The 23,219-nt window shown below is 40.5% G+C and carries 19 protein-coding genes; 6 read left to right on the top strand and 13 right to left on the bottom strand.

The annotated features are described in order from the left end of the window. From ACJHV0_RS02520 to ACJHV0_RS02510, 3 genes are all read right to left on the bottom strand, one after another. Nucleotides 1-4,391, bottom strand: a 4,391-nt coding sequence (locus ACJHV0_RS02520; RefSeq protein WP_483133294.1) for a collagen-flanked surface repeat-containing protein, incomplete at its 3' end; no start/stop codon positions are given. A gap of 281 nt (nucleotides 4,392-4,672) precedes the next feature. Next, nucleotides 4,673-4,903 carry a zinc ribbon domain-containing protein gene (locus ACJHV0_RS02515; protein ID WP_025235210.1) on the bottom strand — a complete coding sequence of 77 codons (231 nt, stop codon included), beginning with the start codon at nucleotides 4,901-4,903 and terminating at the stop codon, nucleotides 4,673-4,675. 23 nt (nucleotides 4,904-4,926) lie between these two features. Continuing rightward, nucleotides 4,927-5,646 (bottom strand): hypothetical protein, encoded by a 720-nt coding sequence (locus tag ACJHV0_RS02510; RefSeq protein ID WP_483133293.1) that lies wholly within the window; start codon nucleotides 5,644-5,646, stop codon nucleotides 4,927-4,929. Nucleotides 5,647-6,014: 368 nt separating this feature from the next. Here ACJHV0_RS02510 and dnaK point away from each other — a divergent pair, with 368 nt between their 5' ends. The 4 genes from dnaK to ACJHV0_RS02490 all read left to right on the top strand — a co-directional run bounded on the left by dnaK (nucleotide 6,015) and on the right by ACJHV0_RS02490 (nucleotide 11,323). After that, on the top strand, nucleotides 6,015-7,913 hold the full coding sequence (gene dnaK / locus ACJHV0_RS02505; protein ID WP_283386464.1) for a molecular chaperone DnaK: 1,899 nt from the start codon (nucleotides 6,015-6,017) through the stop codon (nucleotides 7,911-7,913). 111 nt (nucleotides 7,914-8,024) lie between these two features. Further along, nucleotides 8,025-8,333 carry a hypothetical protein gene (locus ACJHV0_RS02500; RefSeq protein ID WP_483133292.1) on the top strand — a complete coding sequence of 103 codons (309 nt, stop codon included), beginning with the start codon at nucleotides 8,025-8,027 and terminating at the stop codon, nucleotides 8,331-8,333. Between the two features lie 94 nt (nucleotides 8,334-8,427). Next, entirely contained in the window at nucleotides 8,428-9,567 is a 1,140-nt protein-coding gene (dnaJ, locus tag ACJHV0_RS02495; RefSeq protein ID WP_283386466.1) for a molecular chaperone DnaJ, read from the top strand. 247 nt (nucleotides 9,568-9,814) lie between these two features. Beyond that, on the top strand, nucleotides 9,815-11,323 hold the full coding sequence (locus ACJHV0_RS02490; RefSeq protein WP_334232160.1) for a catalase: 1,509 nt from the start codon (nucleotides 9,815-9,817) through the stop codon (nucleotides 11,321-11,323). A gap of 62 nt (nucleotides 11,324-11,385) precedes the next feature. Here ACJHV0_RS02490 and ACJHV0_RS02485 read toward each other — a convergent pair whose 3' ends face one another. The 7 genes from ACJHV0_RS02485 to rluC form a co-directional block, all read right to left on the bottom strand. Then, nucleotides 11,386-11,607, bottom strand: coding sequence for a sulfurtransferase TusA family protein (locus ACJHV0_RS02485; protein WP_025235204.1), 222 nt, complete (start codon nucleotides 11,605-11,607; stop codon nucleotides 11,386-11,388). Between the two features lie 18 nt (nucleotides 11,608-11,625). Next, complete coding sequence (locus ACJHV0_RS02480) at nucleotides 11,626-12,654, bottom strand: YeeE/YedE family protein (protein WP_283386468.1); 1,029 nt, start codon at nucleotides 12,652-12,654, stop codon at nucleotides 11,626-11,628. Between the two features lie 97 nt (nucleotides 12,655-12,751). Further along, nucleotides 12,752-14,086, bottom strand: coding sequence for a cation:proton antiporter (locus ACJHV0_RS02475; RefSeq protein ID WP_025235202.1), 1,335 nt, complete (start codon nucleotides 14,084-14,086; stop codon nucleotides 12,752-12,754). A gap of 110 nt (nucleotides 14,087-14,196) precedes the next feature. Further along, nucleotides 14,197-15,345, bottom strand: a complete 1,149-nt coding sequence (gene dapE / locus ACJHV0_RS02470; protein WP_483133291.1) for a succinyl-diaminopimelate desuccinylase — start codon at nucleotides 15,343-15,345, stop codon at nucleotides 14,197-14,199. A 103-nt stretch (nucleotides 15,346-15,448) separates the two neighbouring features. After that, the gene (locus ACJHV0_RS02465) at nucleotides 15,449-15,799 is read right to left on the bottom strand and encodes an ArsC family reductase (RefSeq protein ID WP_334235038.1); all 351 of its coding nucleotides are present in this window, start codon (nucleotides 15,797-15,799) and stop codon (nucleotides 15,449-15,451) included. Nucleotides 15,800-15,813: 14 nt separating this feature from the next. Further along, nucleotides 15,814-16,662 (bottom strand): dihydropteroate synthase, encoded by an 849-nt coding sequence (folP, locus tag ACJHV0_RS02460; protein ID WP_334235039.1) that lies wholly within the window; start codon nucleotides 16,660-16,662, stop codon nucleotides 15,814-15,816. Beyond that, a complete protein-coding gene (gene rluC / locus ACJHV0_RS02455) occupies nucleotides 16,663-17,625 on the bottom strand; it encodes a 23S rRNA pseudouridine(955/2504/2580) synthase RluC (RefSeq protein ID WP_334235040.1) in 963 nt (320 codons plus the stop codon). It abuts the gene before it with no gap. A 99-nt stretch (nucleotides 17,626-17,724) separates the two neighbouring features. Here rluC and ACJHV0_RS02450 point away from each other — a divergent pair, with 99 nt between their 5' ends. Both ACJHV0_RS02450 and rraA read left to right on the top strand, forming a co-directional pair. Next, on the top strand, nucleotides 17,725-18,636 hold the full coding sequence (locus ACJHV0_RS02450; protein ID WP_334232173.1) for a mechanosensitive ion channel family protein: 912 nt from the start codon (nucleotides 17,725-17,727) through the stop codon (nucleotides 18,634-18,636). Nucleotides 18,637-18,722: 86 nt separating this feature from the next. Beyond that, nucleotides 18,723-19,220 (top strand): ribonuclease E activity regulator RraA, encoded by a 498-nt coding sequence (gene rraA, locus ACJHV0_RS02445; RefSeq protein ID WP_025235196.1) that lies wholly within the window; start codon nucleotides 18,723-18,725, stop codon nucleotides 19,218-19,220. Nucleotides 19,221-19,277: 57 nt separating this feature from the next. Here rraA and ACJHV0_RS02440 read toward each other — a convergent pair whose 3' ends face one another. The 3 genes from ACJHV0_RS02440 to mrcB all read right to left on the bottom strand — a co-directional run bounded on the left by ACJHV0_RS02440 (nucleotide 19,278) and on the right by mrcB (nucleotide 23,136). Continuing rightward, nucleotides 19,278-19,985, bottom strand: coding sequence for a tRNA1(Val) (adenine(37)-N6)-methyltransferase (locus ACJHV0_RS02440; protein WP_483133290.1), 708 nt, complete (start codon nucleotides 19,983-19,985; stop codon nucleotides 19,278-19,280). A gap of 65 nt (nucleotides 19,986-20,050) precedes the next feature. Then, nucleotides 20,051-20,557, bottom strand: a complete 507-nt coding sequence (locus tag ACJHV0_RS02435; protein WP_483133289.1) for a Dps family protein — start codon at nucleotides 20,555-20,557, stop codon at nucleotides 20,051-20,053. Nucleotides 20,558-20,733: 176 nt separating this feature from the next. Further along, the gene (mrcB, locus tag ACJHV0_RS02430) at nucleotides 20,734-23,136 is read right to left on the bottom strand and encodes a penicillin-binding protein 1B (RefSeq protein WP_483133288.1); all 2,403 of its coding nucleotides are present in this window, start codon (nucleotides 23,134-23,136) and stop codon (nucleotides 20,734-20,736) included. Nucleotides 23,137-23,219: the final 83 nt, after the last annotated feature.

Below are 23,219 nucleotides of genomic sequence, written 5' to 3'. Positions count from 1 at the left end.
GTACCGTCATTGTTGGTAATCGTGATTGTTGCGGTGTTACCGTCTTTCTCAACTTTAGCCGTTGAGCCATCTTTACCGTCTTTACCATCACGACCGTTTGTACCGTCAGTTACAGTAGCTGTGGTAGTTGTACCGTCATTGTTGGTAATCGTGATTGTTGCAGTGTTACCGTCTTTCTCAACTTTAGCCGTTGAACCGTCTTTACCGTCTTTACCATCACGACCTGCTGCTCCGGTTTCACCTTTAGCACCGGTTTCACCCTTATCACCTTTCGCACCGTCAGTTACAGTAGCTGTAGTAGTTGTACCGTCATTGTTGGTAATCGTGATTGTTGCGGTATTACCGTCTTTCTCAACTTTAGCCGTTGAACCGTCTTTACCATCACGACCTGCTGCACCAGTTTCACCTTTAGCACCATCTTGACCGTCACGACCATCTCTAATAGTGATATCTTCTGTTTGACCATCAGGGTAGGTAATGGTAATGGTATATGAATCACCATCTTTTCTGGTTTCAAACTTCGTGCCTTTTACCAGAATATCACGGATGCCTTCTTCAGATGTGCTACCCGTTACTGTTACACCATTGTCACCAATAAAGTTTACTTGGTTTGCGTTTTTAACCGTGTCTAAATAGTTATTGCCACTTGCAGACACAATCCAACCCATATTGCGTAAATCGCCTACAGTTGCAACAGTGTTGTTGTGTACTGCTGGGTTATTTAAGTTAAGTAGAGTATTTGTGTTTGCTGCAACAGTACCTGGACCATTTACATTAACAGTCTGCGTACCTAAGCCACTCACCACATTATTAATTGCAGTTGCTGCCCCAATCGCATTTGGTGCTGCCGTTGGGTTAGTAACGTTGATAACCAGTTGATCTGCAGGAATAGGATCACCTGTTGGGTTACCATCTGCATCTACTTTAAAGAATTGATCACCTACTTTCACTACAGGGTTACCATTTTTGTCAGTAAACTGAACTGGTAAGCCTGTTACATGGTAAGTTACATTGCTTGTTTTACCATCTGTATTAGTTACAACCGCTTTAGTATTACCACCATTAACGAAGTTAATGATGTCATCTTTGTTCACACGGTCTTTTTCATCACCGTTATTTTGAACTAAGAAGCTGCTGTCTGCGGCTTTAACTTTTAAGTCAATCTCCGTTGTATTTTGCTCAGTGGTCGAAGCCTTGCCTGTAATCTCAACAGAGCCGTCAGATGAAATGAAGTTTACTTTATCGCCCCATTTCACATCATCAAGTTTATTGCCTGATGCCTGTACTTCCCACGCACCATTATTCACTACTTGATATAACTGTGAACCATTGATTGCATCGGTAGAAGTTGCGTTAATTAAACCTGCTGCAACATTTTGGATACGGCGTTCTGCATTTGGCGCACCTACAGAAACCACACCTGTTGATGTGCTACCTGCAAAGCCTGAGTAAGTAACAGTATTGATCACTGCATTGCTTACTGCACCAATGCCATCTGTGCTAGTACCTTTTTGGGTATAAGCAGATTCTGAACCTAAGAATACAGAGTTCTCTGCTGTTTCTGTCACTCGGTTACCAACAACAAAAGTTTCTTTTGTTGCTACAGTATTGTTATTACCTACTACACGAGAACCTGACGCATCAACTGTACCAGCTAAACCACTTGTGGTTTGTAATTTACCAGCAGAATCATAGGTTGCTGTTGCACCGATTTGGTTATTATTACCAAATGCACCAGTATTGGTTGAAGTTGAACCAACTGCGTTGTCGTTACCTAAAGTATAAGAACCTGTGCCAGAAACGATAGAAGGGTCACCAATTGCACCCGCATTTTCTGCATTGACTAAGTTACCTGTACCGATAGCGATAGCTTGGTCAGCAGTTGCTTTAGAGCCTTGACCGATAGCAATAGATTGGTTACCTGATGCTACTACTTCCGAACCAATACCAACGGCATTACTGATGGACTTGCCATTAAAGTCAGCACCACCGTTAACAAAGTTACCGATTAATACGTTTTTCGTATTGTTTGCCGTATTATGTCCAGACTGAGGTCCCATAATAATAGAACGGTCAGATGTCGAAGTAGAACCTGCTAAGTGGCCCATTAAAATATTGTTATCACCAGTAGTATCACGACCAGCTAAGTTACCCATCACAGCGTTACCATCACCGCTTAAGCGTTGACCTGCACCATCACCTACAAGGATATTAGCACCGGCGCCAAAGCCAGGGAAAGTTCTATTTCTACCGTCATTAGATTTTACAGCTTCACCAGCACTCGTACCAATAGCGATGTTACGGGTAGAATTGGTATCAACTACATTTTTTAATGCACCCGTACCAATACCAACACCACCATAGGCTGCAGTATCTTTACCAGCTTCTTTACCAATATAAACGCTAGGTGAGCGTTTGCCACCCTCTAACACGCTTGCTTGAGCAGTTTTCGATGCTTCAGACTTCAATGCGCCAGCTTCATAACCGATAGCCACAGAGTAATCTTTGGTTGATGCTTCACCTGCATTTGAACCAATGTTGACATTGTGGATATTCCATTGGTCACGTACGTTAATGCCGGCATTTTCACCAATAGAAATGTTGCGTCCACCAATAGCCTGTGCACCATCACCAATAGCGATGTTATTTTGTTTACCAATCAATGCACGAACTACAGGATTTGCAGGATTTGATTTATTTGCTTCATAGAAAGCAACTAAGGCATCTTTGCTTACGAATGCACGATTTGTACGAGGGTCAATAATATTTGCCCAGTTATCCGCACCTGTTAAATCAGCCGCACCAGCAACTGAGTTTTTGCCCATTGCGATAGAGCCGATTGTATTTGCTTTTGCAACAGAACCAAGTGCAATGGTATGGTTTTCTTTACCAAGAGAATCACGACCGATTGCAATAGATTGACCACCTGCAGCACTTGAATTCATCGCACCTGCGAAGGCATAAGTACCATTAGCATTTGCACCGTTACCGATTGCAGTTGAAGAGTTACCGGTTGCATTTGCACTATCACCCACTGCAGTTGCAGAGCCTTTAGTTGCTGTAGCTAAACGACCAATAGCAACTGTTGCATTTTCTGTTGCATTTGCGCCATTACCTACTGCTACTGCAGAAGTTTTGCTTGCAGTTGAGTTTGCACCCACCGCTACAGAAGACTCGGCCGTTGCGTTAGTATTAGAACCTACAGCAACTGCTGATAAACCAGATGCTGTTGATTGGTTACCTGCTGCAATAGAGAAGTTACCACTTGCAAGTGCATTAGCTGTTAATGCAGCTGCATTTACGGCTGATGCAACAGCACCCACACCAAGCGCTACAGTATTAACATTTTTAGCTTCTGCATTAGTACCAAGTGCAGTAGCACTTCCACTAGACGCTTTAGCACCTGAACCTACCGCTGTTGCCTGTTGTGAAGTTGCTTGAGTTGCAATACCAATTGCCACAGCACCCATTGCAGTTGCACCACCAGACTTATCAGCACCAGCTAAGTTAGTATCTGGGTTGCCACCAATATTATTACCATCATTTACGTGTAGATAGTTTTCAATAACTGCTGGTGTTGTTACTTTATTTGCAATAGCATTCACAGCTGCAATTACAGAATACAGCTGTGAACCATTAATCGCATCCGTTGAACTTGAAGAAATAGTACCTGCAGCAACATTCTGGATCTGACGATATGTATATCTATCTGTACTTGCTTTGTTATCAACCCAATATGAACTTGCACCATTACGTGTTGATGTACGATTACCTTCAACAAATGCATTCACTGCCTGTCCTGAACCTACGGATAGTACAGAAGTATCACTCGTCGCCTTACCAGCGAATTCATAGGTTACACCACCGATAGTCACACGCTGAGACTCAGTGCCTGTATTACTAGTGCCTGCAATAGAATAAGCACCTAAAGCAACACTACCTGTTTTTTCAGCTCCTGTACCTTGCTCTACTTTTGCACCATACCCTAATGCAACTGCGGCTGCAGTACTTTCGATTCTCGTATTACCACCAATAGCAACCGAGTGATGGTTTGGTGCTGTAACATTAGCATAAGTATTAGTACCCGAGTAAGCTCGTGCTCCCCCCTCTGGACCCGAATTATCTGTTGTTTCACCCAAAATAACGGTTGAATAATCCCCAGCAGACCAACCACTTTGAGCAACAGCTACAACAGTAGCTGATGTGCTATTAGATAACACCAATCCGACTACTGTAGCCAATAAACTCAGCTTTAATGTTTTACCCAAGCTAGAACTTGGCTCAACACTCGTGATTGTAGATGACACTTTGCCTTGGTTTTTCGCCAATTCTGAGGCTACTTCCATTCTCTGGGTCGTTCGATTAAAAATAACCTTGAAAATTTTGTTCATAAGTTTAATACCTTAAAGTAAGTATTTAATATAAAATCCATTTTTATCGACTAAATAAAAAACAGACTAGTCTGATATTTAAATAGCTAAAAAAACATCCTTAAAAATCAAACAACAAGGAAATTTAGCCATTTTATAAATTAATAGTATTACTCCAAAAATTCCATATTATTTACTCAATTTTACTTAACCCTAACGTACAAAGAGAAAGAGGCTGTAAAGCCTGTAAAAAACAAAGGGCATTCATATCTGATGAATGCCCTACATCGCTAAATACGCCATTAATTTACAATGAAATTTGCCACTCCAATCACGATCACAAAAACCGCCAGCCAAATCAATTGTAACTTCATACTTTTACGATTAATTTCCTGATTATGTAGCCTACGCTGCTCTAATTTTTGCCGATAAATTTCTAAATCTGCTTCTTTAAATGAAAAACCACAATGCGGACAGCTTTCTACGCTGTCGCTGATACGTTTTCTGCACTCCGGGCAGCGGTGTAATGCCATAGTTTCCCCTTACAAGCGGTTATTTATTTCGAAAAATTTTCAATATAGATACGATAATAACTTTGATCATTTCGATTAAAGAAAATAAAATTATCATTATCTTTTTGTTTCTCCCCCATAATATAACCATTATCACTATTGGTTGAGAGAATATAATATTTTTGGTTCTCTATTTCTATATAATCATAGGTAGTACGTAAGCCAGCTCTTAAATAACCGACGTGTAGAGCTAATAGCGAAAAATAGAGGAAGATAAAGAGATTAAAGATATGGAGATCTCCTTTTAATATCATCTTTCTGACATCAAGATCAAGTTTCGTATCATTCCACTTTTTCTGGAAAAATAAAACACTTAGTGCGGTAACAAAAACATAGGTAATTGAAATGGAAATAGGCACAATACCCGTAAACACATAGAAAGTGAGAATAACCGGTATGGTAAAAACAGAAACCAATACAATAACTCTTAACCAGCCTAAATGTTGAAAATAATGTAGTTTAAAAACTTTATTTATTAAAGCGTAGCCTAAAGCATAGCAGAAAAAGAGTAACACCGAAACAATGAATACATAAGCAAGACTTCTTGCCATACTGGCATTACCAACCTCAACGTGCCACCAAGGATAGCCGTGAAAAAGTGCTTGTCCCCAGCCATAGCAATAAGCTGTCGAAAAGCTGATGATAGTTAAAAATGCAAGAGAAAATGAGGAGTTTATAATTTTATTAATGTGAGTCTTGAGCATAACAACTTCTCTACCTTCACGAAAACCATAAAGAAGGAATGATACATTTTTTGACAATAAAAAGGAATATTCAATTGACCTTTTTAGATAAAGCTCCGATCTTATACTGTAAATTGTAACATTTATTACCCATTTATTTTCTATGGGATTAATTCACCACAAACAAACAAGCCTTGTTTTTTGAAGGTTGGTTTGTCGGCAACAGAGAAACTGTGAACAATCCTATAAATAATTTTTTCCAAATTTTTACAATTTTTTTTACTTTTCCTCTTGAACCGTTAAATTTTGCCCCTATTTATGGTTTCGTCTGAACGGGAAATTATCCCGTTTCTTTGTGAAACTGAATTTATAACTAGAGGAATCATAAAATGGGTAAAATCATTGGTATTGACTTAGGTACAACAAACTCTTGTGTTGCGGTAATGGACGGCGACAAACCACGCGTAATTGAAAATGCAGAAGGTGCACGCACAACGCCATCAATCATTGCTTACACAGATAAAGAAACCTTAGTGGGTCAGCCGGCAAAACGTCAGGCAATTACTAACCCGAAAAATACCTTATTTGCAATTAAACGTTTAATCGGTCGTCGTTTTACCGATGCTGAAGTACAACGTGATATCGAAATTATGCCGTTTGAAATCAGCAAAGCAGATAACGGCGATGCGTGGGTAACAGTAAAAGGCGAAAAATTAGCCCCACCGCAAATCTCTGCTGAAATCTTGAAAAAAATGAAGAAAACCGCAGAAGATTTCTTGGGCGAACCGGTAACTGAAGCGGTAATCACTGTGCCTGCATACTTTAACGATGCACAGCGTCAAGCAACCAAAGATGCCGGTCGTATTGCAGGTTTAGATGTTAAACGTATCATCAACGAACCGACAGCGGCAGCCTTAGCTTACGGTTTAGATTCTAAGAAAGAAAACCAAACTATCGCCGTTTACGACTTAGGTGGTGGTACATTCGATATTTCAATCATCGAAATCGACAACTTTGACGGCGAGCAAACCTTTGAAGTGCGTGCAACCAATGGTGATACTCACTTAGGTGGTGAAGACTTCGATAACCGTGTGATCAACTACTTAGTGGAAGAATTCCAAAAAGAACAAGGCGTTGATTTACGCAACGACCCAATGGCAATGCAACGTGTGAAAGAAGCGGCAGAAAAAGCGAAAATTGAGCTTTCTTCAGCACAAGAAACTGAAGTAAATCTTCCGTACATCACAGCGGATGCAAGCGGTCCAAAACACTTAAACATCAAAGTAACTCGTGCAAAATTAGAAGCGTTAGTGGAAGATTTAGTTAATCGTTCATTAGAGCCGTTAAAAACCGCATTAGCGGATGCGGGCTTATCGGTTGGCGAAATCAACGATGTGATTTTAGTGGGCGGTCAAACCCGTATGCCATTAGTACAGAAAAAAGTGGCTGATTTCTTCGGTAAAGAACCTCGTAAAGATGTGAACCCGGACGAAGCGGTGGCAATCGGTGCAGCAGTGCAAGGTGGTGTATTAAGCGGTTCTGTAACAGACGTATTGTTATTAGACGTAACTCCGCTTTCATTAGGTATCGAAACAATGGGTGGTGTAATGACGACCTTAATTGAGAAAAACACCACGATTCCAACCAAAAAATCGCAAGTGTTCTCAACGGCGGAAGATAACCAATCTGCGGTAACGATCCACGTGTTACAAGGTGAACGTAAACGTGCAGCGGATAACAAATCGTTAGGTCAATTCAACCTTGAAGGTATTAACCCTGCTCCACGTGGTATGCCGCAAATTGAAGTAACTTTCGATATTGATGCGAACGGTATCATTAACGTATCTGCGAAAGATAAGAACACAGGTAAAGAACAACAAATCAAAATCCAAGCATCTTCAGGCTTAAGCGATGAAGAAGTAGAACAAATGGTGCGTGATGCAGAAGCGAACGCTGAAGCAGACAAAAAATTTGAAGAGTTAGTTCAAACCCGTAACCAAGCAGACGGTATTGCTCACGCAACCCGTAAGCAAATCACTGAAGCAGGCGATGCTTTAAATGCTGACGACAAAGCGAAAATCGAAGCAGCTATTGCAGAGTTAGAAACGGCGGCAAAAGGCGAAGATAAAGCTGACATCGAAGCGAAAATTGAAGCATTAATCAAAGCCTCAGAACCGCTAATGCAAGCCGCTCAAGCAAAAGCCCAAGCAGGCGAGCAACCACAACAAGCTCAAAAAGATGATGGTGTGGTAGATGCGGAATTTGAAGAAGTGAAAGACAATAAATAATCTTTCCCAGACCTGTAGGGGCGAAACATCTTTCGCCCCTTTTGCATAATGTGAACGTAGGGGCAAATTGCAATTTGCCCCTACAACAAGCGGTCAAATTCTAAGGAAATTTTGCAAATGCTTAAGCTCTACCCTACAACTGAAAAGGTGCAAATTCCGTTCTATAAAATCTACGATCACAAAACAGGTGAAACGGTTATTGCAACGGAAACTGAAAACGGCAATGAGCCGATTTTGATGGAAGATTTTATCTGGTTTGAGAAAGTTCCAACCACTGAAGATCTACTTTCAGAAACGTGGGCGAGCATTGAAAACCGCTCCAAGCAAGGCTTGTTAAAACGAGCCTACACTGTGGATTTTGAAAAACATTTACCTGACGGCAAAGTCGAAATTTATATTGCGGTGAATCCGCATTGTTAATATAACTAGAGATCTGATCCCCCTCTTTAGAAAAGAGGGGGAGTAAAACAAGCGGTCATTTTTTATAAAAATTTTGCAAAAATACGGAAAAACTATGGCGAAAAAAGATTATTACGAAGTCCTTGGGTTAGAAAAAGGGGCAAGTGAGAAAGACATCAAACGTGCTTATAAACGTTTGGCAGCAAAGCATCACCCTGACAAAAACCAAGGTAGTAAAGACTCGGAAGAAAAATTTAAAGAGATCACTGAAGCGTACGAAGTTTTAACCGACAATGAAAAACGTGCAATGTACGACCAATACGGACACGCTGCTTTTGAACAAGGCGGGGGCGGTTCAGGCGGATTTGGAGGCTTCGGTGGCGGTGGTTTTGGCGGCTTTGAAGACATCTTCAGTGAAATGTTTGGTGGCGGCTTCGGTGGCGGTGGTCGCCGTAGCCGTGTAGTACGTGGCGATGATTTACGTTACGACATCGAAATCACGCTGGAAGAAGCGGTAAAAGGTTGCAAGAAGGATATCCGCATTCAAACCTTAGCGGAATGTGATACTTGCCACGGCTCAGGTGCAGAGGCTGGCAGCAAAGTGGAAACCTGTTCTCACTGCCACGGTACAGGTCGGGTTCGCCGTCAGCAAGGTTTTTTTGTAACGGAAGCAGTCTGTCCAAGTTGCCACGGCACCGGCAAACGTATTGAAAAACCGTGTCGTTCTTGCCACGGCGATGGTCGTGTTCAAAAAGCGAAAAATCTCTCCGTTACTATTCCGGCAGGGGTGGATACCGGTAACCAACTTCGCTTATCCGGCGAAGGGGCAGCCGGCGAAAACGGAGCACCGGCAGGCGATTTATATGTGGTAATTCACGTTAAAGAACACGATATTTTTGAACGTGATGGCTCAAATTTATATTGTGAAGTGCCAATCAGCTTTACCCTTGCGGCGTTAGGTGGCGAAATTGAGGTGCCAACCTTAGATGGCAAACTCAAACTTAAAATTCCGGCAGAAACCCAAACAGGCAAACTGTTCCGTGTGAGGGGTAAAGGGGTGGCAAGTGCAAGAGGTGGCTACACCGGCGATTTAATTTGCAAAGTTGTGATTGAAACTCCGGTTAATTTAAGCGAAGAACAAAAAGCATTACTTCGTCAATTTGAAGAAAGTTTAGAGGGTAAAGCGAAACACCGCCCGAAACACGAAGGCTTTTTCGATGGCGTGAAGAAGTTTTTTGATAATTTAGGTAAATAACGTATCACTTTATTCATTCAAAAGTGCCTGTTTCAGATAGGCACTTTTTCATTCTATATTTGCAAAAAATCCACTAAAAGTAACCGCTTGTAATAGATTAATGAATACCTGATAATTACCATCAACTATTAAACAATAACTTTCAATAGTCCTAAATTATCAAATTAATAGATTGCGAAAAAATCTATAGCCTCTATAATCCCCTTTGAATTGATTACCTATCTTACTTTTTTATGAGGATTCTATTATGTCTAAATGTCCTGTAACACATTTGACAATGAACAACGGTGCACCTGTTGTTGATAACCAAAACAGCTTAACTGCCGGTCCACGTGGTCCACTATTAGCTCAAGATTTATGGTTAAATGAAAAATTAGCTAATTTCGTACGTGAAGTTATTCCTGAGCGTCGTATGCACGCTAAAGGTTCTGGTGCGTTCGGTACTTTCACTGTAACTAATGACATCACCAAATACACTCGTGCTGCAATCTTCAGCCAAGTGGGTAAAAAAACTGAAATGTTTGCTCGTTTTACAACTGTTGCGGGTGAGCGTGGTGCAGCTGATGCTGAGCGTGATATTCGTGGTTTCGCGTTAAAATTCTATACCGAAGAAGGTAACTGGGATATGGTTGGTAACAATACGCCTGTATTCTTCTTACGTGATCCACGTAAATTCCCGGATTTAAACAAAGCGGTTAAACGTGATCCACGCACAAATATGCGTTCGGCAACAAATAACTGGGATTTCTGGACTTTATTACCTGAAGCATTCCACCAAGTTACTATCGTAATGAGTGAGCGTGGTATTCCGGCTTCTTACCGTCATATGCACGGTTTTGGCTCACACACTTATAGCTTCATCAATGCTGAAAATGAGCGTTTCTGGGTGAAATTCCATTTCCGTACCCAACAAGGTATCAAAAACTTAACAAACGAAGAAGCGGCTGCAATTATTGCAAACGATCGTGAAAGCCACCAACGTGATTTATACGAAGCAATTGAGCGTGGCGATTTCCCGAAATGGAAAATGTATGTACAAATTATGCCTGAAGCTGATGCAGAAAAAGTACCATACCACCCATTTGATTTAACTAAAGTATGGCCAAAAGCAGACTACCCATTAATCGAAGTTGGTGAGTTTGAATTAAACCGTAACCCTGAAAACTTCTTTGCTGATGTTGAGCAATCTGCGTTTGCACCAAGCAACTTAGTTCCGGGTATCAGTGTATCTCCAGACCGTATGTTACAAGCTCGTTTATTCAACTATGCGGATGCACAACGTTACCGTTTAGGTGTAAACCACCACCAAATCCCGGTAAACGCACCACGCTGCCCGGTACACAGCAACGCTCGTGATGGTCAAGGTCGTGTAGACGGCAACTACGGTAGCACAATTCATTACGAACCAAACAGCTTCGGCAAATGGCAAGAACAAGCTCAATATGCTGAGCCACCACTAAAAATCAACGGTGATGCAGCACATTGGAACTATCGTGAAGACGATGCAGATTACTTCAGCCAACCACGCGTATTGTTTAACAATATGAATGATGAACAAAAACAAGCATTATTCAACAATACTGCTGCTGGTATGGGTGATGCGTTAGATTTCATCAAATACCGCCATATCCGTAACTGCTATGCTTGCGATCCGGCATACGGCGAAGGTGTTGCTAAAGCATTAGGTATGACTGTTGAAGCTGCAATTGCAGCTCGTGCAACAGACCCTGCGTTAGGTCAGCCGGGTTTACTATAATTCTTAGGTAAAAACGCAAAAAGAAAAGCTCTACGAAAGTAGAGCTTTTTTATGCTTAAGATTTATTTAACCACCGTAATCTCCCATAATGCATCGCCGATTTGTTGATAATCGGTTACTTCATAGCCTTCTTCCTCTGCCCAATTTGGAATAGCTTCTGTTGCTTGGGTACAATCAAATTCAATTGTTAAGCTATCCCCTTTGTTTAATTTTGCCATAGCTGCTTTTGCTTCAACTAAAGGAAATGGACAAACAAGTCCTGAAGCGGGTAAACGAACATTCATTATAATACTCCTTAAAAATTAACTTTTTAAACGTTGCGGACGAATAATTGTAAAATATGCACCAACCGATGTACCTAAAATCATAATAGGTAATGAAATCCAACCTTGCCACGAGAAAAATGCGGTTTCAACTAAGCCGTTGCCGATCGAGCAACCACCGGCAAGACTTGCCCCAATTCCCATTAATGCACCACCACCGGCACTACGAAGCATTGTGGTTGCATCTGGCACTCTAAAACGAAATTCATTGGATAATTTTGCAGCAACAAAAGAACCAATTAAAATTCCCAATACTAAAAACACACCCCAGTTAATAAATTTATCATCACCAAATACAAAATATTGAATAACATTTGCACTCGGAGAAGTAATGCCTAAGCCAAAATTTCGACCTGCTGCATTACTTAGAGGCCACGCTAACAGTGCAATAAGACCAACTAATACCGCTGTTACAAACGGATGCCAACGTTTTTCAAATAGAATATGGGCTAAACCTGTTTTTCGTGGTTTTAATGCAATGGTTTTTCCTCTTGGTTTTCTTAAATGGCGAATAGCCAGTGTTAAAGTAACTACAGTTAAAATAAACACTAAAATCCAAGGTGAAATGCCAAATGTTTCATAGATAGTACGCTGTTCAATTACATTACTTTTTAATTCTTGATTGAACGGGGCTAATACACCTGTTCGCATTGAAGCTGAGAATAGTGCATAAATAATTAACGCTACCCAACTACCAATTAAACCTTCACCGGCACGATACCAAGTCCCTGTTGCACAACCACCGGCATAGATGATACCAACGCCAAATAAGAATGCTCCGATAATCACAGCAAGTAGCGGTAAATTCTCTGCGGGAGAGTCAAAAGAACCCGCTTCATATAACAACCAAATGCCGATAGATTGAACAGTAATCGCAATTAAAAGAGCTACAAACATACGGCTGCTTTTAGTTACATAAAGATCACGAAACGCTCCCGTAATACAGAAACGTCCACGCTGCATTACAAAACCGAGTAGGAAACCACATAACAATCCTGTTAATAACATAAAAAATACCTCACTAAAATAAATAGAGAGGTATTAAAGTATAAAGCCGCCTAGATGGCTAATAATCTTTAGTGAAATAATATGCTATTCCGTTATATTAAATATGAGGAATAAAGTCATCTTTACCGCCAAGTTTATTAAAGGCTACTCGTCTTGGATCAACTGCTTTTGCCTTTTTAATCATCGGTTCAACGGTTGAGCCTTGCACTAGGATTGAGAAAGTAACTACGGCATAGGTCATTAACAAAATCAAATCTCGTACATCAATATTTCCTTCTGAGCTAGCGATTACAGCAGAACCCGTTGGTACAGCAAGTGCCATTGCTAATGCCAAGCCGCCACGTAAACCACCCCACGTCATAATCTTGAGCGTATAAGGGTTATAAGTGCGGAAGCGTTTTAACACTTGGTACGGAATCCATAAACTGATGTAGCGGGAAAGTAAACAAATTGGAATTGCCGCAATCATCAACACGCCACCAATAAAGGTAAAATCAACCAATAAGGTGCTTAATCCAATAAGAAGGAACAAGAGATAGTTAAGTGAATGGTCAATCATCTCCCAAAAGTGGTCTAGGTATTTCTGGCTCTGTTCGGAAAAGCCTGAACGGCGTGTCCAGTTTCCAATCATAATCCCTGCCACAACCATTGTTAATGCTCCTGAAACGTGTAAGTAATTAGCAATCACAAAGCCAACAGTTGGAATGGTAAGTGTGATTAAAATCTCAAGGCTTCCGTCATCAGTGGCAGAAATAAATTTATGAGCAATAAAACCCGTTAATAACCCAAATAAAATGCCCCCAACAGCTTCTTGTAAAAATAGCCCTACTACACCACCCAATGTAGGCTCTTGCCCCCCAAATGCTACGGCAAAAATGGTGGTAAAAATCACTAAACCGATACCGTCATTGAATAAAGATTCCCCTTCAACGTGCATAGAAAGACGTTTTGGAGCTTTGAGACTTTTAATAATTGCAAGCACAGCAATAGGGTCGGTTGGAGAAATAAGCGAGCCAAATAATAAACAGTAAACAAATCCAATATCTAATCCGCATATTCTTGCTACCGCATAAATTAAACCGCCTATTAAAAAGGTAGAAATCAAGGTAGAAATTAAGGCATAAACGGCAATCTCACGGCGTTGCTCTTTCATTAAGGGGAGCTTAATACCCAATGACCCTGCGAAAAGTAAGAAACCTAACATACCGTTTAATAAGAAGCTTTTGAAATCAAGTTGTTCGAAAATGGAAATGGCAAGTTGATCAACATTAAACCAGCCAAGAGAACCGAAGGTAAGAATAAGGAGAGAACCGATAAGAGCAGAAGCTGTAATTGCAATGGTCGTTTGAATATTTTCATTCAATTTTCTTGTAAAAAACGAAATGAACATTGCAAGCCCAAATAGCAAGCAGATATAAGAGTAAAGCTGCATAAAATTTACCTATAAATATGAAAATTGGCGTTAGTGTAAACCTTCTCCGATTGAATATCTATATAAAAAATAAGCAGAATTTACTTTTATTCAATTCTGCCTATTTCGAGTTATGCCTTAATGAGCAACCTTTCTAAAATTTGGTAATAAATCTCACCACATTTGGTTAAATCTTCTACACTCACACATTCATTCACTTTATGAATAGTTACATTGAGTGGACCAAACTCTACTACTTCTGTTCCCATTAAAGCGATGAATCTGCCGTCTGAAGTCCCACCGCCAGTATCTAAACGAGGAGTAATTTTTGTTACATTTTCGACCGCTTGTACAGTGGCTTCCACCAATTTCCCGTTACCGGCAAGGAAAGGCTTTCCTGATAAATTCCAATTAATACGATATTTCAAACCGTGTTTTTCTAACATTTCCGCCACTTTGGCTTTAATGATTTCATCGGTTACTTCGGTGCAATAACGTAGGTTAAACTGTATATAAAGCTCGCCCGGAATCACATTATTGCTACCTGTACCCGCTTTAATGTTTGCCACCTGTAAGCTGGTTGGTGGGAAAAATTCGTTGCCGTTATCCCATTGATAAGTAGTCAATTCGGTTAAAAAGCCCAATGACGTATGCACCGGGTTTTCCGCTAAGTGTGGATAGGCAACGTGCCCTTGAATGCCTTCAATATATAAATCAGCGGTAATTGAGCCACGTCTGCCGTTTTTAATAACATCGCCCAGCACCTTACCACTTGAAGGTTCGCCCACTACGCAATAATGCACTGCTTCATTACGATCCATCAAGGTTTCCACCACTTTTACCGTGCCGTCTTTTGCTGCGGCTTCCTCATCAGAGGTGATCAGCAACGCTACTTTGCCTTTATGATTTGGGTTATTTCTCACAAAGGTTTCTGCGGCAACTACCAATGCTGCGAGCGAGCCTTTCATATCCGCAGCTCCTCGCCCATAAAGCATTCCATCTATAATTTCAGCAGAAAATGGCGGATATTGCCATTGGCTTTCTTCGCCGACAGGCACAACATCGGTATGCCCGGCAAAGGCAACGCAGGGTTCATCTTTGCCATTTTCTGTGCCGTATGTTGCCCACATATTTAGCGTGTCGCCAAACGGCAGCCATTCGATTTGGAAGCCGACTTTTGCCAAGCGTTCTGCAATTTCCTGTTGGCTGCCTTTGTCTTGGGGGCTGATAGAATCACGGCGGATAAGGTTTTGTGCGAGAGAGATGATTTCGTTTTTCATAAGATTACAAGCGGTGATTTTGGGTTATTTTTTTGCAATGTTGAGTTTACGTTCGATCTAGTCCCCCTCTTTAGCAAAGAGGGGGGAGAAGATCTTAGGTTAATTAAAGGTTAAATGCTGCTTGATACTCTTTTTCAGTAAAACCAATTAAAGCAATATCATCTTTAATCACAATCGGGCGTTTAATTAATGTAGGTTGTTCGATTAAAACTTTTAATGCCGTTTCACGATTCAGATTATTTTTGGTTTCATCATCTAAATTTCGCCAAGTGGTGCTGCGTTTATTTACCAAATTTTCCCAACCGAATTTAGTTTCCATTTCGACCAACCAATCTGTATTTAAACCATCTACACGGTAGTCGTGTAATTGAGGTTGTTGATTGTTTTCTTCCAGCCACTTCAAGGCTTTTTTCACGGTATCGCAATTTTTAATGCCATAAACTAAGGTTGTCATTTTTACTCCTAAAATTAATTATCTGAGTCAATCGTTGCGTGCCAAATTTTCAGCATATCAGCGGTTTCTGCTACATCGTGAACGCGTAAAATTTTTGCCCCGTTTTGAACGGCAATCAATGCAGCCGTAACAGACCCGACAACACGTTGCTCTACAGGTTTATCTAATACCGCCCCAATCATTGATTTACGAGAAAGCCCGGCAAGCACAGGAAAACCTGAATCCACAAAGGCTTTAAAATGTTTCAATAATTGATAATTATGCTTAACTGTTTTACCAAAACCAAAGCCCGGATCTAAAATAATATGCTCTCTCGGAATGCCTGCTGTCATACAGGCAAAAATGCGTTGATTTAAGAAATCCGCCACTTCTTCCAATACATCATCATATTCCGGCTTTTGCTGCATTGTTTGCGGATTACCCTGCATATGCATTAAACAGACCGGCAAACCAAGCTCAGCTGCTGTTTCTAGTGCATTTGGCTCCGTTAAAGCTCGGATATCATTAATTATATCCATACCCACTTTTGCCGCTTGCTTGAATACTTCCGCTTTAGAACTATCTACCGAAATCAAGCAATCAAAACGGTTATGAATGGCTTCTACCACAGGCACAACACGCTCAAGCTCTTCTTCCAGCGTTACAATCGCTGCATTCGGGCGAGTAGATTCTCCTCCCACATCAATGATGCTTGCTCCTTCATTGAGCATTTTCTCAACTTGGAATAAAGCTTTATCAAGGGAGAAAAACTTCCCTGAATCCGAGAAGGAATCAGGTGTGAAGTTTAAAATCCCCATAATTTGTGGCTTAGTTAAATCTAACAAGCGGTCATTTTTTTGAAAATTTTTGAAATGGATTTGCATCTACTTTTCAGCTCTTAATTTTGCCAATACGCCTTTTAAAGTTTTATCTAACGGTGCGGTAATCACCATCTCTTCACCACTTTTCGGGTGTTCAAAACGGATAGAATAAGCGTGTAGAAATAAACGGTGTAAACCAGCTTCTTTCATTTTGCTGTCAAATTCGTTGTCGCCATATTTATCATCCAACGCAATCGGGTGTCCTGCGTATTGGGTATGCACACGGATTTGGTGGGTTCTGCCTGTAACCGGCGATGCTTTCACCAAAGTTGCATTCGCATAGCGTTCTTCAATGCTAAAACGAGTTTCTGAAGGTTTGCCCTCTTCACTCACACGCACAATTCGCTCGCCGCTTGCCAGCTCGTTTTTCAGCAACGGGGCTTTAATCACTTTGGTGTGAGCTTGCCACTGACCACGCACTAATGCCAAGTAATCTTTTTGCACCACTTTTTCACGCAGTTGTTCGTGCAGGCTACGCAACGCCGAGCGTTTTTTGGCTACCAACAAAATCCCCGAAGTATCACGGTCAATTCGGTGCACCAGTTCTAGAAAACGAGCTTGTGGACGCAACGCTCTTAACGCTTCAATCACACCAAAGCTCAAGCCACTTCCGCCGTGTACCGCAATGCCTGAGGGCTTGTTGATCACCAACATCACTTCATCTTCATACAGAATTTGATCTTCCAATTCCGCTACTTTATTCAGTTTGGTAGAAATAGGGGCTTCGTTTTTCTCGGCTACACGCACCGGCGGTACACGTACCACATCATCGGCTTGTAATTTGTAGTCGGGCTTAGTTCGTCCTTTATTTACCCGTACTTCACCTTTACGCACAATACGGTAAATCAAACTTTTCGGCACGCCTTTGAGTTTGGCTAATAAAAAATTATCTAAACGCTGCCCGGCTTCATCTTCGCTGATAGAAAAAAACTGAACGCCGGCACTAATTACTTTTTCTGTTGTCATTATGTTGTCTTTTAGGGAAAATACTGCCCTGAATTTTAGCACAAAACCGCCAACCTTTGCAGATTGGCAAAACTTTTCATTTTAATTTAAGGAACCAAAATGACCGATAAAGCACAACCGGCAGCCAATATTGATGTCGTCGCAGAAACCGAAAAAGTGATCGACAAAGTGAGTAGTATGAACTTTGAGACGATGCTCAATGAATGGATTATCCCTTATGGTACTAAGATTTTACTTGCCATTGCGATTTTTGTCGTCGGTAAATTCTTAGCTCGTATCATTAGTAATTTATTAGGCAAAGCGGCATTAAAATCAACCAAAGATGAAATGCTACAAAGCTTTATTTCCTCTATTAGCTATTTCTTATTGCTCTTAATTGTCGTGATTGCCTCGCTTTCACAAATCGGCATTAATACCAGTTCATTAGTCGCATTAATCGGTGCTGCCGGTTTGGCAATTGGTTTATCACTGCAAAACTCGCTACAAAACTTCGCAGCCGGTGTGATGTTGTTGATCTTCAAACCATTTCGCAAAGGCGATTTAATTGAAACCGGCGGAATGACCGGCGTGGTAGAACAAATGGGCTTATTAGTGTTAGAGCTCCGCACCGGCGATAATAAAACCGTGTTATTACCAAACGGCAAAGTGTTCTCAGACAGCATTGTAAACTACTCAAACAACCCAACCCGCCGAATCGATTTTACCTTTGATATTTCTTACGATTCTAATATCAAAGAAGCCAAAGAGATTATTGAGCGTATTTTAGAAACGAATGAATATGTTCTAAAAGAGCCGAAACCTGTTGTTGCTGTAGGTGCTTTAGCGGCAAATAGTGTACAACTGGTTGTTCGTCCTTGGGTTCAAACGCCAAACTATTGGTCTGCTTATTGGGAAATTACCGAGCAAATCAAATTAGCATTTGATAATGCAGGTGTGGAAATCCCTTATAATCAAATGGAATTACATATTAAAAACAACTTGTTAGATAATAAAGAACAAGAGAAGTATTAAACAAGCGGTCTTTTTTCAATAAAATTTTGCAAATTGAAAGCGAAGGTTTATACTTTAGCTAAATGACTTAAGAACAGGAGCATATTATGCGTATTGATACCTCTGAGCTTTGCGATCTTTATTCTGACCAAGTGGATGTTGTTGAACCGATTTTTTCAAGCTTCGGTGGAGCATCATCATTTTTCGGTAAAATTACCACCGTTAAATGTTTTGAAAGCAACGGTTTAATTGCCGAAGTATTAGAAGAAGAAGGTGAAGGGCGTGTATTATTAGTTGATGGTGGCGGTGCAGTTCGCCGTGCATTAATTGATGCAGAGCTAGCTCAACTGGCGGTGGATAACGGCTGGGAAGGGATTATTGTTTATGGTGCTGTTCGTCAGTTAGATATTTTAGAAAGATTAGATATCGGCATTCACGCACTCGCTCCAATTCCTGTGGGGGCTGATAATACCGATATTGGCGAAGTGGATACGCCGGTTAATTTTGGTGGCGTAACTTTCTTCCCTGAAGATTATGTATATGCTGATTTAACAGGCATTATTCTTTCGCAAGAATTGTTAGATTTAAACGAAATTAGCGAATAATTTGCAAAAAATTCACAAAAACCGACCGCTTGGTCGGTTTTTTTATTAAGGAAATCGTTAGAAGTTTAAATAAAAATCTTGCGTGAGTTGTTTAAATTCAGATGTATAGCGATTATTCAGATCGTAAATCACCAGTTCTTTTTGTTCGCACACTTTACTTTGCAAACAGAAGCTCACAATACTTCGCTTCGGCTCTTTACCTACTTTAGTAAAAATCGACCACTGCTCAATACAATACAAACCGATATTGGGGCTTTGTGAAATGAGTTTTTCTGCCGCTTCTGTGGGTAAAATCATTGTAATTCTACCACTTTGGGCTAACCAGTTTTTTGCTTGTTTTAACCAATCAAAATGTCTGGCAGCATTTACCGAACGAGCTAGATCTCGTGCTTCAGTTCTCGTTGCTAAAGAATCTTCAAAATAAGGGGGATTGCTGACAATTAAGTCAAATTTCTGCTCAAACTGTTGCTGCATTACATCACCTTGTAAAACCGTAATACGATTTGACCACGCAGAATTTTCGGCATTTTTGACCGCTTGTTGGTAAGCATTTGGCTCAAGTTCTAGTGCTGTAATTTTACAATCGTTGTTTGTGCGTTGAGCAAGCATTACTGCAATCAAGCCAGAACCTGTGCCTAAGTCTAAGATTTGCTGAACATTTTTGATGTGAGCAATTGCCCCAAGCAAAATGCCATCAGTATTGACCTTCATCGCACATTTATCGTGCTGAATAAAAAACTGTTTAAATTGAAAACCGTTCGACATCACTTTATTTCAACAATAAAAAAACCCCGATAGGTATTATCGGGGTTAATTCGGATGATTGCAAATTAGTTACAAGAACAGCCTTTTGCATAGTTAGTGCAGTCTGCACAAGCAGCAGTGAACATCCACACTAATTTTTCTTGCTCTTTGATGTAATCGCTCATTTGAGAAGCAGTACCTTCATCGTTTGCTTCGTTTGCAATCGCAAGAATATCACGTTGCTGACCTAAAAGGGTTTTGAAACCTTCCAACGTGCCGTATAAACACTCTTGAGCCGCAGATACACCAATGTGTTCTTTGATTTGTGATTGGGTTAAGTATTGGCTGAATCCGTTATTTGGAGTATGACCTAAAGTTAAAATACGCTCTGCAATTTCATCGACTTTAGAGACTAAATCATCGTAGATTTCTTCAAATTTTGCGTGTAATTCAAAGAAGTTTACGCCACGCACGTTCCAGTGGTAACCACGCACATTGGTATAAAAAACTTGATAAGTTGCTAATAAACCGTTTAATTCATCTGCTAATTTTTTTGCGACTTCTTTATCTAAACCAATATTTGACATTGCCATAATATGCTCCTGTTATTAATAGTTAATTATTCAAATTAAATTGCATACTGCTTATTTAATTTATGGTTATCTTACTCCTCAAATAACAAAGAGGCAAATGGTTATAATATATACTTATCATAGTCAAAACCTATCACAGAAATTTATTTAAATGATAATAACTATCAAATTTATTCCTATTCTTTCGGTGCAACTTCTTCAATTGGGATAGATTGCTTACCTTCTGCCTCTTCAGCTTTTGGGTTTGGATTATTTTCTTTCTTCAGTGAAAGAGCGTCCCACACACTTGGTTTAGCCGCGACCACTGTGCCTGTGCTAGTACAATAACGCTGTCCTTTATCACGCCAAACAGGAATTTGTCTGCCGCTGTCGCAGTTCCAACTACCGTAGCTATTAATCCCTACCCATTGCATAGTATCGAGTTTTGGTAATTTGTACGCCTGCGGTAACGCACGTTCTAAATATTGCTTATAAACATATAACGCACCGCTTGAACCAGTTAGATTGGTATCCGTATTATTATCTTTACCTAACCATACGGTAGTAACGTGTTCGCCATCAACCCCCACAAACCAAGTATCTCTTGCATTATTGGTTGTACCTGTTTTACCTGCTAATTTTAACTTCGCAAAATCATTTTGCAGACTACGAGCCGTACCTCGTTCTACTACCTGTTGCATTGCGTACATTGTTTGCACTGCTGCTTCAGGTGGAAGCACTTGCTCACTCGCTTTGTCGTTATCACGCTGGTAGAACATTTCGCCATTATGCGAAATAATTGCCTCAATGGTCGTTAATGGTGTTTTTAACCCTTCATTTGCGATGACTTGGTAAGAGCGGGTTACATCATAAGGTGAAATCGAGTAAGAACCTAATAATGTTGATGGATATGGCGGAATTTCTGCATTATTCCAGCCCATCTCTTTTTGCTTAGCAATCACTTTCTTCAAGCCCACTTTCATACCGATATTAACCGTTGGAATATTCAGTGAGCGAACAAGAGCATCCATAAACATTACCGAACCACTAAAGCTACGGTCATAATTTCGAGGTGTCCAATAGGTTGAGCCAACTTTAATGGAAATCTGTCTATTTTGAATAGGTGTATTTAGGCGGAAAAGTTCTGGCTGAGCCAACGCAATGGCGTAAATAGACGGTTTTACCAAAGAACCAATCTGACGTTTTGACTGAATTGCACGGTTAAAGCCGGCAAATTGGGTTAAACGGTCGCCCACAATCGCACGCACTTTACCTGTACGGTACTCTGCCACCACAATGGCAGATTGCAAATCGGTAACTTTTTTATCTTTGCTCTCTAAATCTTCCAAGCCAATAATGACTGCTTGTTCCGCTGAACGTTGCTGTTTGCGATCTAACGTTGTAAAAATTTTCGTACCGGAAAGCTGTGCTGCTTTCACCTCGCCTAGCTCATTTTTCAAATCAAGCGTTAATGCCTGCATAAAGGCAGGTTGCTCACGATAAATTGTGCCTTTTTCACGCACATTTAATGGGCGAGCACTTAATAAATCGTACAGTTCTTGGTTTATCACTTGATGTTCAAGCAATAAACGTAATACCACATTACGGCGTTCCGTTGCCCCTTTAGGATTTTTCCACGGATTATATAGCGACGGACCTTTTACCATTCCCACCAACAAGGCAATTTGGTCAAGGCTGATTTCTTGAATAGGACGACCAAAATAGAATTGGCTTGCCAATGCAAAACCGTGAATTTGATAGCTACCATTCTGCCCTAAATAAATTTCATTCAGATAGGTTTCTAAAATACGGTTTTTTTCATATCTGAAATCCAAAATAACCGACATCAAGGCTTCATTGATTTTACGCACAAGCGATCTTTCGTTAGTTAAAAACAAGTTTTTAACTAACTGTTGAGTTAAGGTGCTTCCACCCTGAACGGTTCTACCTGCTTGATAGTTAGTGATTAATGCTCGAGCAATCCCGATTGGACTAATGCCATCGTGCTGATAAAAGCGGCGATCTTCAGTTAAAATAAGCGATTCAATCAACAAACGAGGGTATTCTTGCAATCTTAATGCTTGGCGTTCTTCATCACTATCGGAGTGCAACATCGCAAGCAATTTCGGATCTAAACGAAATTCCTCGATCAACTTCCCCTGCACTAAATCTTCAATATAAGTTAATTTATCATCTTTGAAGGTTAAACGCAGCACACGTTGAGCTTCAGGGGTTTCAGGGAAAGGGAAAGCACGACGTAGCAGCACTAAACGATTTTCTTCAATTTTGAAATCGCCCGGTGTGGCAACCTGTGAAACTTGACGATAGCCGTTATCTAACAATGCCTGTTTTGCTTGTTCAAGCGTTAAATTATCTTCAATTTTAATGCTTTCAATGCGAGCATAAACCTCAGCAGGCAATTCCCATACTTGCCCGTCCATTTTGCTACGGATTTTTCCGTCTAGGTAAATGCCGTAAAAGGCAACACTACAAGCCCCGATCAATCCGAGTTTAAATAGGGTAGTAAGAATGTAACTTCTTTTTTTCGGCTTACGCTCAAGCTCTTCTTGGCTATGCACGTTTAGAGCAACGTCTGACATAAAATTAACTTAAATTAGAAAAGGTAAGCGGTCAAATTTTGCAAAAAAATTACAAAAAACAACCGCTTGTATTAGCATAAATT

The organism is Mannheimia sp., from assembly GCF_056854775.1.
Note: the sequence above shows the minus strand (reverse complement) of the source record. Positions and strands in the feature narration are given on the sequence as shown.